The sequence below is a fragment of the Bacillus sp. FAU20 genome (assembly GCF_056033865.1).
In genome coordinates this window covers 252,221-264,603 of the sequence record NZ_JBVYHY010000021.1, presented here as the reverse complement: position 1 = coordinate 264,603, position 12,383 = coordinate 252,221, and the positions used below count along the sequence as shown (strand labels likewise).

Genomic DNA, 12,383 nt, shown 5'->3' with positions numbered 1-12,383 from the left:
TAGCAAAATGCTAGCTCTGTTATTTTTTGCCACATTCCTGTAACAAAGCATCTGTATATTCATTGGTGGAGGTGCAGAGGATGAAAAAAATGATAGCGATATGTCTTCTTACAACTATGTCGTTTTCGACTTTAGTCGGTTGTGACGTAAAAGGTAGTAATGCTGTACAAGAGTCTAAAATAAAGAAAGCGACGTATAAAGATTTTACTTATGATGTAAATCCAGAAACATTCACATTAACTGTAGAACATGAGGGGGTAAAGGAACAGGCATCACAACCCCTACCGAAAATGAAGGTATCGAATGTAAAAAAAGAAAAGGATCGTACATCGTGGGAATATCCAGATCAAAAAGTAAAAATAAAATTAGAAAAGAAAAAAGACCACTTAAACATTGAAGTGGAATCGACTGGTGCAGAAAGCTTTACATGGCCGAAAGTAGAAGCTGAAAATTATACACTTCCGTTATGGGAGGGTAAGCAAATTCCGAGCAATGATGAGAATTGGAAGAAGTTTTTAAAGGATGATGCATATTCATTTGCTGAATCATTTTCTATGAAGTTTTTCGCATTAAATGGTTCGAAATATTCAATTATATATATTGCAACGAATATGTTTAATAATGAATTGAAATTTCATTCGGATCCGAAAATAGGATTTGATTTTACACATGAATTTCCGAGCATAAATAAAAATAAAACATATGGATTTCAATTATATGTGACAAATAATGATGCGGTAAGCATTGCTAAACTGTATAAGGATGATATTGTTCGAAAAGGTGAATTTAAAACATTACAAGAAAAGGCTAGAAAAAATAAAGAAATCGAAAAGTTATATGGAGCGGCGCATTTTTATTTTTGGAATCAAAATGGTTTATTAGAAAATAATATAAATTGGCCAAAACTAAGGGAGCAAATAAATAGCCCGCTGTTTAGTCATATAAAAGAACTTATTCAAAAGAATAGTTCCGAGCCTGGGGAACTGAATGTATTGGATCAAGTAAGTAAACAAGATTTCATTGATAAGTATCAAAAAAATGTTATTTTACGTTATATAAACGAAGTATTATCGATGAAGGAATTTTATAAAGAGGATATTTTTCAAAACGTTAATCAGGAAGCTAGTGTGCTATTAAAGAAAGGTGTAGGTCACTTAACGAATACAGAATTGTATAGCTTAAATAAGCATTTATTAAAGTCGCTACTTGGTGATGCGGTTGAAGAGGTAAGTAAATGGGGTAATGCAGATGGAACGGATATATTAAAGGAAATGAAAGAGGCAGGAATAGAAAAAGCGTGGATTGGTCTGCCGAACTGGGAACAAGGATTTATGCAACCTAATTTCGTGACAAAAGCTAAGGAAATGGGGTATTTAGTTGGTCCGTATGATTCGTATCATTCCATTCACGAAAAAAGTGATAAAAATTGGAACACAGCATCCTTTAATGACCCGTCATTATATGAAGAGGCTACTGTAACGAAGAAAAACGGAGAAAAGGTGCAAGGCTTTTTAGGAAGAGGTCGCAAGTTAAATCCGACTTTATCGCTGCCTAGTGTAAAGGAACGCATGAATGATATATTACAAAATAGTCCTAAATATAATTCATGGTTTATTGATTGTGATGCGACAGGTGAAATTTACGATGACTATTCAGCGAAACATATAACGACGCAAGAGCAAGATTTAAAAGCACGTTTAAAACGAATGGACTACATTGCGCAAGAAAAGGGTATGGTCGTTGGTTCTGAAGGCGGAAATGATTTTGCTAGTAGTACGATTGCATTTGCACATGGAATTGAAACACCTGTTATTAAATGGGACGATGAAGATATGCGGAAAAATAAAACAAGTCCGTATTATGTCGGTGGATATTGGTCACCAAATCAAAATGTGCCTGAAAAATATGCAAAACAAGTACCATTGAAAGAAGAATATAAACAAGTATATTTAAACCCAGTATATTCGGTACCATTATATAAATTAGTATACAATGATTCCGTTATTACAACGCATCATTGGGAATGGGGAAGTTTAAAGGTAAAAGATGAAGTTGGAAATCGAATGCTGTCTGAATTATTGTATAATGTTCCTCCGTTGTACCATTTAGATGAAGTAGAGTGGAATAAGCATAAAAAAGAAATTACAGAGCATCTAAAAGTTTGGAATGAAGTTCATGAAAAAGCAGTAAAAGAAGAGATGACGAATTTTGCGTATTTGTCAGAAGATAAGCTAGTACAATCTGTTTCTTATGGAAAAGATATTAAAATCATTGTGAACTTCTCAAATGAAGACATGGAAGTAGAAAAAACGAAAATAAAAGCAAAGTCGGCTTACATTGATAATCAGGGGAAGAAAAGCGTGTATACGCCGTTTGAGAAATAATAACGTCAAATATACTGTATTCATAGAGATTTTATAATTAGCTGGATTCTTTATTCATATCGTTTGTTAAGAAAAAGACATCCTAATTTAAAATGAAAGAGTTAATAAATTTGTAAATTTATATGTTGCGAAGTGCTAAATTTTTGAAATTGGTAAATAGTGACTTGCCAAAAATAAGTACGAGAGTATAATGTGAAATGGAATACGTATTGGGTTTAAGTAGTAACCTTACAAAATTGTAAGGTTAGTGAAAGGAAATTCAATATGAAGATAAATAGACTTACATTATACTTGGTAAAGAGAAAGAGAGGCGAATGGGTATGAGCTCTGAATTAGAACAAAATACGAGAAGTAATAAAAAGCGTTCTAAAAGAAAGTCAATAAAATGGTTCATATTAATTCCATTTTTCCTACTTATTTTTGGAGGAGTAGGATATGGTTCGTTTATATATAATAAAGCAAAAGCTGTTGTAAATGATGCGTATGCAAAAATTGATAAGTCATCAAAGCGTGATAAAGAAGTCGAACCTTTAAAGGATAATATTTCAATATTAATCATGGGTGTAGATGGAAGTGAAATGAGAAAAAGCCAATATGGCGAAGCAGTTCGAACAGATGCACTTTTATTAGCAACAATTAATAAAGATGATAAGTCTGTTAAGCTAGTAAGTATTCCACGTGATTCACGTGTTTACATTCCAACTAGAAAAAAATTAGATAAAATTACTCATGCTCACGTATTTGGTGGCGTAGAAAGCACACGCGATACGGTGGAAAGATTTTTGAATGTACCTGTTGATTATTATGTGAAGTTTAACTTTGAATCATTCGTACAAATTGTCGATTCAATTGGTGGTATTGATATTGATGTACCAGTTACTTTCACTGAACAAGATAGTAAAGACCAAGCTGGTATGATCCATTTAGAAAAAGGTTACCAACATTTAAATGGAGAACAAGCTCTTGCACTTGCAAGAACGCGTAAAATTGATAGTGACGCAATGCGTGGACAGAGACAGCAACTTGTAATAGAAGCAATTGCCAAAAAAGCGATGTCTGTTCAATCAATTAGCAAAATGGGCTCTTTACTAGATGCGGTTGATAAAAATATGAAAACGAACTTAACATTTGACGATATGCTTGCCATTACAAAAAATATGGCAGGATCTAATTTGGAAATGGAAAAATTGCAAATAGAAGGTACAGATAAACGTATCGGTGGTATTTATTATTACATTCCAAATGAAAAAAATGTAAAAGATATTTCAAAAAAATTAAATGATCATTTAGGTGTAACGCCAAAATCAGTCCGAAACGAATAATAAAAAAAGATTGGCTTTTGCCAATCTTTTTTTTTGGAATGTATTTGTAACTTTTCTGTAACGATTTTTTAGTTTAGAAAAATTATACTTATATGTATGAGTATAATGGATAGGTAAAAAAGTAAAAGGACATATTCAAAATTTGTGGTAAGGAAAGATATCATATGCAGAAATGGTTAAGCATGATGGGAATTATCTTTATATTGACTGGATGTAAAATGTCTGAAGCTCCAACAAGTCTAATGGAAGCTCCTACAAATGAAAAATGGATTAATGAATTAAAGGAACAAATTGATAAAGATTTACCTGTTAATTATCGCTTACTTACTCCAATGTCTAATAGAGATAAACAGACGACATGGTCAATGAATTTCGAACGAGATAATAAAAAAGAAGCTGTCATCGTATATAAAATACCTAATGAAGATTATCATATATATTTAGCCGTATATGAGAAGAAAAATAATGGATGGAATATGAAGTCAACCTATACATTTGATGGGGAAGAAGTAGATATTGTTGAGGTAGGAGATTTCACAGGGAGTGGAAAAAGAGAACTATTGATAGGAATAACTACCAATCGTGATTTATTAGAAAACACAATGTATGTTTTTTCCAATGAGAGTGACGATATAAAGGAATTTTATAGACAGAAGTATACAAAGTTATTTATAGATGATTTAAACAAAAATGGTTTTAAAGACATAAGCCTTGTTTCGTATATGAAAGATGAACAGTTGAAGGTTCAGTTCATTGAAAAGTTTAAGGTATTGTCAGAGGTTACATTTGATCCGTATATAAATAGTATTCAAAGAATACAAATAGGCCGTATTTCTAAATCATTAAAGGCAGTTGTAATCGATGCGGGAACAGGGGCTCATTCAGGTATAACTTATGTAGCAAAATTTGATCAGGATCATTATGAAGTATTACCTATAGGTGGGAAAGAAGATTTATTTAATGAATATGTTGTAGAAAGTAAAGATGTTAATGAAGACGGCATTATTGAATTTGTTCGTACTGTACGTCCAAAAGGTTGGGAGGATAAATCACATGGTGATAGTCCGCTTTTTGAACGTTACATACAGTGGAGTGAATCTGGAATTAAACCAATTGAAGAACGATATATAGATATAGAAAAAGGGTATTATGTGAAAATTCCTAAAGAGTTAATAGGGAAAATTACAATACCAGATCAGCAAAAAGAATCAAATTCTCAAAAGTTTTTGGATACAAGAACAAATAAAATATGGCTTGAAGTTCATATTTTTAAGCGGAAAGAATGGTTCAATATAAAAGGCTACAGCGCAGCAATTAAAACGGCTTCTCACGTATATGCAGTACCGAAGCAATCGGAATTTGAAAAAGTGAAAGCATATATAAAACCGCTAGCGGATTATCAACAAGAGTAGGAGGTGGGAATTATGTCAAAAATTTTAGTTTTAGAAGATGAATTAACGATCCGTAGCTTTATTGTTTTAAATTTAAAACGTGCTGGATTTTATGTAATAGAAGCTACTACTGGAGAAGAAGCGTTACAGATTTTGAGTGAACAAACTGTTGATATAGCACTGCTGGATGTAATGTTACCGGGGATTGATGGTTTAGAAGTTTGTAAGGCTATCAGGAAAGAAAATAAAAAAATGGGTATTATTATGTTAACCGCACGTGTACAAGATGAAGATAAGGTGCAAGGACTAGGAATAGGTGCAGATGATTATATTGCAAAACCGTTTAGTCCAGTAGTATTAACTGCACGTATACAGTCTTTATTAAGAAGAATAGAAGTACATGAAGAAAAAACGAATATTGTTACGTCAGGTCCATTTTCGTTAAATATTATAGAAGAAAGATTGTATAAAGATGGACAATTAGTCGATTTAACACCTACAGAGTATATGATATTACAGTATTTAATGAATCAGGCTTCAAAGCCAGTTTCGCGTGATGAAATTTTAAATATGATTTGGGGAACCAATTACGTAGGTGAGACGAAAGTAGTAGATGTAAATATGAGACGGTTACGTCAAAAGATAGAATGTAATCCATCAGAACCTGAATTTATTCTTACGGTGTGGGGAAAAGGATATGTGTGGAAGGAAAGTATAAGATGAAACGGAAAGTGACTTTATATTTTATGACGGTCATTACACTTATGCTTGTATTATTTGAAGTTGTATTTTCAGTCTCAATTTATCGATACTATTATAATGGTATTGTGCAATATATAGAGTCTCATGCAAAAACGAGTACACGTTTTTTTTCAGAATACAATTCACTATACTTTATTCGATTACAAGAATATAGTGGTGACATAATTAGTAGCTTTCAATTAGAAGGAACAGAATTACAGTTAATTGATCGTCATGGCTCGGTTATACAATCTTCAAGTGGTGAAAAGGTAGAAGGTAAAGTGAATATTCCGCAATCATTATTAGAAGGTGAAATGTATAACCAAGTTACTATGAAAGGTAATAAAAAACAACTAGAGGTGCTAAGTCCACTTATACATCAAGGACAAACTATTGGTGTTTTAAAATATACGACTGTTTTAACAAATGTAAATAAAAAGATTATTGAAATTATTACGTTTACTATTTCTGTAGGTATTGTTATTTCGGGAGTCGTCTTCTTAATTAGTAGACGTTTGGCAAATTCATTTGTTGAGCCAATTGAATCTATTATTCAGGCCTCTTCACAAATTGCAGAAGGCACATTAAAGCAAAAAATTAAAGAAGATTATCCTGGAGAATTAGGTGACTTGGCACATAGTTTAAATTATATGGCCTATAAAATAGATAAGGCTGAGCAGATGAAAAATGAATTCATTGCTTCTATTTCGCACGAAATACGAACGCCTTTAACAGGAATTAAAGGTTGGAGTGAGACGTTAAAAACAGTAGATCATTTAACAGAAGAAGAAATAAAGCAAGGTATGGGCATTATTTCAGGTGAGACAGATAGATTGATTCATTTAGTAGAAGAATTGCTAGATTTTTCAAGATTACAATCAAATCATTTTAATTTATATAAACAAAAGGTTCAATTGTACGATATACTAGAGGAGACGATTTGGCAATTAACTCCTAAATCGGAAGAGAAGGAAATTCAATTTATTACTACTATAGACCGAATTGAATTGATGGGAGATCGAAATAGGCTAAAGCAAGTTTTCTTGAATATTGTTCAAAATGCAATTAAGTATTCACATAAAAAAAGTACAATACACATTGAAGCGACTAAAATAGAAGGACAAGCAGTGATTAAGGTAAGAGACGAAGGGATTGGAATTGCTAAAGAACATTTACCATATATTGAGCAATCATTTTACCAAATTAATAATCATGCTGCAGGTGCAGGTATTGGTTTAGCTATCGTTAAAAAAATGGTAGAGCTTCATGGCGGTGCGTTTAGTGTTACAAGCAAAGAAGGAATAGGAACAACAATTTTGATAAAACTCCCATTATAATACAAATAAAATCTATTTATATAGTGAAATAAAAATAAATAGATGTATAATTATATTGGGCGATTTATATATAAGATTAATAGGGAGAGGAATTCGATAGAATGGAAAAAGCTTTAAAAATTAAACAAATAGTAGTCGTTTTAATAGCGATTGCCGCAGTAGCTATTGGGTATTACATGTTTCAATCAATTACTTCACCAGCAAAAGCTGTTGCGAAACAAGAAAATGTAGTGCAGCTTGCAAGTGAACAGCCGAAAGTTGAAATGAATAAAACGGCACCAAGTCGTTTTAATGGAAAAGAAAGAAAAGTTGCTTATCTTACATTTGACGATGGGCCAGGGAAATATACGGCCGAATTATTAAATACGCTAAAACAACATGATGCGAAGGCAACGTTCTTTTTAATTGGAGCAAATGTAAAAGAATTTCCTGATTTAGTGAAACGTGAAAATGCTGAGGGTCATTATGTAGGCATGCATAGTATGACACATAATTTCGCAAAGTTATATAAAAATGGCGAGTATGTAAATGAGATGAAAGAAGATCAAGGTTTAATCGCTAATATTATTGGGAAATCACCTAAATTAACACGTCCTCCGTATGGTTCGATGCCTGGATTGAATGAAGGTCTTCGAAATAAAGTGGTAGAAGGCGGATTTAAAGTATGGGATTGGACAATTGATTCATTAGATTGGAAATACAATAAAATGCCAGTTGATGCAGCTGCAGCACAAATTGCTCAAAACGTATTAACAAATGCAACAAAACCACAAGAAGTTATTTTAATGCATGATATTCACCCGCAATCAGTTGCTGCTGTGCCAGCAATTTTAAAGGGACTAAAAGAAAAAGGTTATGAGTTTGAAGCTTATCATGAAGAGAGTCACTTCCCAGTGAACTTTTGGCATGATAACCGTATGTAATGGAGGAATGAACGTTGAAGTATGGAAAAGTAGCAGTAGTTGGAGCATTATCAGTAGGACTTTTAACAGGTTGTTTCGGTGAAAAGCCAGAAGAAAATCTATATACAGCTTTTGAAACAGCAGCAACACAAGAAAAATCTTTAGTGGATGAAGCAAAAAAATTAGAGCAGTTAGAGAAACAAGGACAAGAATTATATGCTCAAATTTTGCAAGAAGGTAAAGATCATAATGAAGCAGTTGTGAAGAAAATAGAGCAAGCTACTGCAAATGTAGATGATCGTGAAAAAGTATTAAAAAGTGAGAAAGAAATGCTAGAAAAAGCACAGAAGGAAACGAAATCTGTTCAAAGTAATATAGAGAAGATTGAAGATAAGAAGTTACAAAAACAAGCAAAAGCAGTAGAAGAGTCGTATAAGAATCGTTATGATGCATTCCAAAAAATGAATGAAAATTACACGAAAGTGTTAGCGACTGAAAAAGAACTGTATGAAAAATTAAAAGTAAAAGAAACGAAATTAAAAGAAATCGGTGAAAGAGTTAAAACTGTTAATGAATTAAATGTGGAAACACAAAAGTCGAAAGAGCAGTTTAACAAATTTACAAAAGAGTATAATGACAGTAAATTAGCATTCTACAAAGGTGCAGAAATTAAGATTAAAGATCAGAAATAAAGAAGAATCTAAAGTGTAATAAAAAGCCGGAGAAACATCGTTATAAATGTTTTTTCGGTTTTTTTACGTTAAATGAATAGAAAAGACTGGAATTGATATCATAAAAGAGTTATAGTGAGTTATTCTAAGGGAAACATTGTAAAGTAAGGAGAATGGAAATATGTCATATGAATTTTTACTCAAATTAGGTTTAGCACTCTTTTTAGGATTATTCATCGGGATAGATAGGCAGCTAAAGAATAAACCACTTGGTGTGAAAACAAGTATGGTTATTTCTGTAGCAAGTTGTTTAATTACGATGGTTTCAATTGAATCTGTGCATGTATATTCTGTTCCAGGACATACAAATATGGATCCGATGCGACTGGCTGCTCAAATTGTTAGTGGAATTGGTTTTCTTGGCGCAGGTGTCATTTTACGAAGAAGCAATGACGTTATTTCTGGATTAACAACAGCTTCTATGGTGTGGGCTGCTTCAGCTTTAGGAATCGCAATTGGTGCGGGATTTTATTTACAAGCGACAGTTGCTATGGTTTTAATTATTTTAGCGATTAATGTACTTCCGCAACTTGTGAAAATTGCAGGACCGTATTCATTAAGACAAAAGGATTTATCTATAAAAATTACTGTTAAAGAGCATCATGAGTTAGATGGTATATTTAAGCAAATTAAAAATTTAGGCATGCATGTAAAACGCGTGAAAATTAAAGATATAGATAGTGGAGCATTTCAGCAACTAGAGATGGTTATTTTAGCTCCAGAAGATTTATATACAACAGAGTTATATAGTTCCCTGAAAGAGATTGATCGAGTAGTTTCAGTTGAAGTGGAAAGTAGATAATTGTGATAAAAAAGAGTGAAGTGAATTCACTCTTTTTTATTTGGATTTTTAAGGAATGAAATTGATATAATGATGAGTAACAAGGGGGAGAAATGATGGGAATACATATTAGAAGAGCAATAAAGGATGATATACCAGGTATAGCAAAGGTGCATGTTGATAGTTGGAAAACAACTTATAAAGGTATATTTGCTGACGAAATTCTAGATAATATAGCATATGAGAAACGAGAAAAACAATGGGAAGATATTTTTCAAAAAGAAGGTAATCATCAATTTAGATTTGTAGCAGAGAATTTAAGTGGAGAAATAGTTGGATTCATCGATGGGGGAGTAGAAAGAACTGGCACATATAATTGTGATGGAGAATTATATGCAATCTACCTTTTACAAGAGTATCAAGGAATGAAAATAGGACAAAAGTTATTTCAAGCTTTATTATCGGATTGTATAAACAATAATATGCAATCACTTTTAGTTTGGATTGTTACGAATAATCCTTCTAAAAAGTTTTATGAAAAATTTAACCCTGAAAAAATTGATACGAAATTTTTAGAGAGAGTAAGGAGAGAAGAAACAGCGTATTGTTGGAGAGATTTGAATTTGTTACAAAAACAAACAGCTATATAGATTGATACATATAATAATATTATGTAAATATATCGTAGGGAAAGGTATACCTCATTTGGTGTACCTTTTTATTAATCCATCAAAAAATGGATTAATAAAAAATAGTAGGTAATTAGTTTGAAGGCAAGAATTTTTCTAGTGTACTTTTAACTAGATTAAAGAAAAGAAAGAAAAAAAAGAAAAATTTAATTTCATAAAAAAATTCTGAAATATACTCTTGAATTGAATATCATTATCAATTAGAATCATAATTGATAACGATGTTCAATTATCAATTGTAATATGAAATTCTCATAGCGTTAATATAAAGAGGAGGACCAACATGCAGCATGCGAAACAAATCGCAGAACATGCAACATTACAAAGCTTTTTAAACTGTTATTTAAGAGAAACAGGGAGTGGAGAATGGATTACAGAGGATGAAAGAATGAAAAGTATCTTCAGTAATACGTTGAATAGAGATACAGTCCCCACATATTTATGTTGTCGGCTATCGGCACAGAACGTTACTTTGTATGGAGAAGTTATATATAAATCATCAACAGATCGCCATTTGTTTGGAGAACAATTTTATTATCAAATTGGAGATAGTAATTCTGTTATTACAGCAGATTACGTTACAGTTATTACGTTTTTAATAAAAGAGATGTCTATCAACTACGGAGAAGGAACGAATCCTGCGGAACTTATGCTTCGAGTTATCCGTAGTTGTCAAAATATTGAGGAATTTACAAAAGAGAGAATAGAAGATACATCCGCATTATACGGTTTTCATACAACTTTTATAGAAGCGGAGCAGTCTTTATTATTTGGGCATTTAACTCATCCTACACCAAAGAGTAGACAGGGGATATTGGATTGGAAAAGTGCAATGTATTCTCCAGAATTAAAAGGAGAATGTCAGCTTCATTATTTTCGGGCACATAAAAGTATAGTAAATGAAAAATCATTATTATCAGATTCTACAACAATGATTATAAAAGAAGAATTAAGTAATGATGAGATGGTTAGTAAGGAATTTATAGCGAAGTACTGTAAGGAAGATCAATATGCATTAATTCCAATTCATCCGCTTCAGGCAGAATGGCTCTTGCATCAAGCATACGTACAAGATTGGATAGTTCAAGAATTGCTTGAGTATATTGGTCCTGTAGGTAAGTATTATATGGCAACATCATCACTAAGGACGCTATATCATCCCGATTCGAAGTATATGCTTAAGTTTTCATTTCCGGTGAAAGTAACGAATTCAATGCGTATTAATAAACTGAAAGAACTTGAGAGTGGTCTTGAAGGGAAGGAAATGTTAAATACGGCTATTGGTGAAGTACGAGAAAGATTTCCAGGATTTGATTTTATTTGTGATCCAGCCTTTATTACATTAAATTATGGAACACAAGAATCTGGATTTGAAGTGATTATTCGCGAGAACCCTTTTTATAGTGAACATGCAAATGACGCAACATTAATTGCTGGACTAGTTCAAGACGCTATACCTGGAGAGCGTACGCGGTTATCGAATATTATTCATCGTCTAGCAGATTTAGAAAGTAAAAGCTGTGAAGAAGTAAGCTTAGAGTGGTTTAGACGATATATGAATATTTCTTTAAAGCCAATGGTATGGATGTATTTACAGTATGGTGTTGCATTAGAAGCTCATCAGCAAAATAGTGTTGTTCAGCTAAAAGATGGTTATCCGGTCAAATATTATTTCCGTGATAATCAAGGATTTTATTTCTGTAATTCAATGAAAGAGATGCTTAATAATGAATTAGCTGGTATTGGAGAACGTACTGGAAATTTATATGACGACTATATTGTGGATGAGAGATTTCGTTACTACTTAATTTTCAATCATATGTTTGGCCTCATTAATGGTTTTGGCACAGCAGGATTAATTAAGGAGGAAATTCTTCTTTCGGAATTAAGGTTTGTACTTGAATCATTCCTTCCATATAACCGGGAACCTTCTACATTTTTAAGAGAATTATTGGACGAAGATAAGTTAGCGTGTAAAGCAAATTTACTAACGAGATTTTTCGATGTCGATGAGTTAAGTAATCCATTAGAGCAAGCAATCTATGTGCAAGTACATAATCCACTCGTTAGAGAAGTGGCTGTTCGTTCATAAATAGAGTTAAAAT

At 32.4% G+C, this 12,383-nt stretch carries 10 protein-coding genes; all 10 read left to right on the top strand.

From position 1 onward, the window contains the following. Positions 1-80 precede the first annotated feature (80 nt). The 10 genes from AC0OM3_RS15145 to AC0OM3_RS15100 all read left to right on the top strand — a co-directional run bounded on the left by AC0OM3_RS15145 (position 81) and on the right by AC0OM3_RS15100 (position 12,370). Positions 81-2,384 (top strand): glycoside hydrolase, encoded by a 2,304-nt coding sequence (locus tag AC0OM3_RS15145; protein WP_474212274.1) that lies wholly within the window; start codon positions 81-83, stop codon positions 2,382-2,384. 320 nt (positions 2,385-2,704) lie between these two features. Then, complete coding sequence (locus tag AC0OM3_RS15140) at positions 2,705-3,706, top strand: LCP family protein (RefSeq protein ID WP_002163948.1); 1,002 nt, start codon at positions 2,705-2,707, stop codon at positions 3,704-3,706. Between the two features lie 164 nt (positions 3,707-3,870). Then, on the top strand, positions 3,871-5,118 hold the full coding sequence (locus tag AC0OM3_RS15135) for a hypothetical protein (protein ID WP_474212272.1): 1,248 nt from the start codon (positions 3,871-3,873) through the stop codon (positions 5,116-5,118). A 12-nt stretch (positions 5,119-5,130) separates the two neighbouring features. Further along, complete coding sequence (locus tag AC0OM3_RS15130) at positions 5,131-5,820, top strand: response regulator transcription factor (RefSeq protein ID WP_000036070.1); 690 nt, start codon at positions 5,131-5,133, stop codon at positions 5,818-5,820. Beyond that, complete coding sequence (locus AC0OM3_RS15125) at positions 5,817-7,175, top strand: sensor histidine kinase (protein WP_002181652.1); 1,359 nt, start codon at positions 5,817-5,819, stop codon at positions 7,173-7,175. Before AC0OM3_RS15130 ends, AC0OM3_RS15125 begins: the two co-directional genes overlap by 4 nt. Positions 7,176-7,276: 101 nt before the next feature. After that, positions 7,277-8,098, top strand: coding sequence for a peptidoglycan-N-acetylglucosamine deacetylase (locus tag AC0OM3_RS15120; RefSeq protein ID WP_000409482.1), 822 nt, complete (start codon positions 7,277-7,279; stop codon positions 8,096-8,098). 14 nt (positions 8,099-8,112) lie between these two features. After that, positions 8,113-8,769 carry a YkyA family protein gene (locus AC0OM3_RS15115; protein ID WP_000873567.1) on the top strand — a complete coding sequence of 219 codons (657 nt, stop codon included), beginning with the start codon at positions 8,113-8,115 and terminating at the stop codon, positions 8,767-8,769. 160 nt (positions 8,770-8,929) lie between these two features. Then, the gene (locus AC0OM3_RS15110) at positions 8,930-9,610 is read left to right on the top strand and encodes an MgtC/SapB family protein (protein WP_000119510.1); all 681 of its coding nucleotides are present in this window, start codon (positions 8,930-8,932) and stop codon (positions 9,608-9,610) included. A 92-nt stretch (positions 9,611-9,702) separates the two neighbouring features. Next, positions 9,703-10,239: a GNAT family N-acetyltransferase gene (locus tag AC0OM3_RS15105; protein ID WP_003300898.1), complete on the top strand. Its 537-nt coding sequence runs from the start codon at positions 9,703-9,705 to the stop codon at positions 10,237-10,239. 322 nt (positions 10,240-10,561) lie between these two features. Next, complete coding sequence (locus tag AC0OM3_RS15100; RefSeq protein ID WP_474212269.1) at positions 10,562-12,370, top strand: IucA/IucC family protein; 1,809 nt, start codon at positions 10,562-10,564, stop codon at positions 12,368-12,370. Positions 12,371-12,383 lie beyond the last annotated feature (13 nt).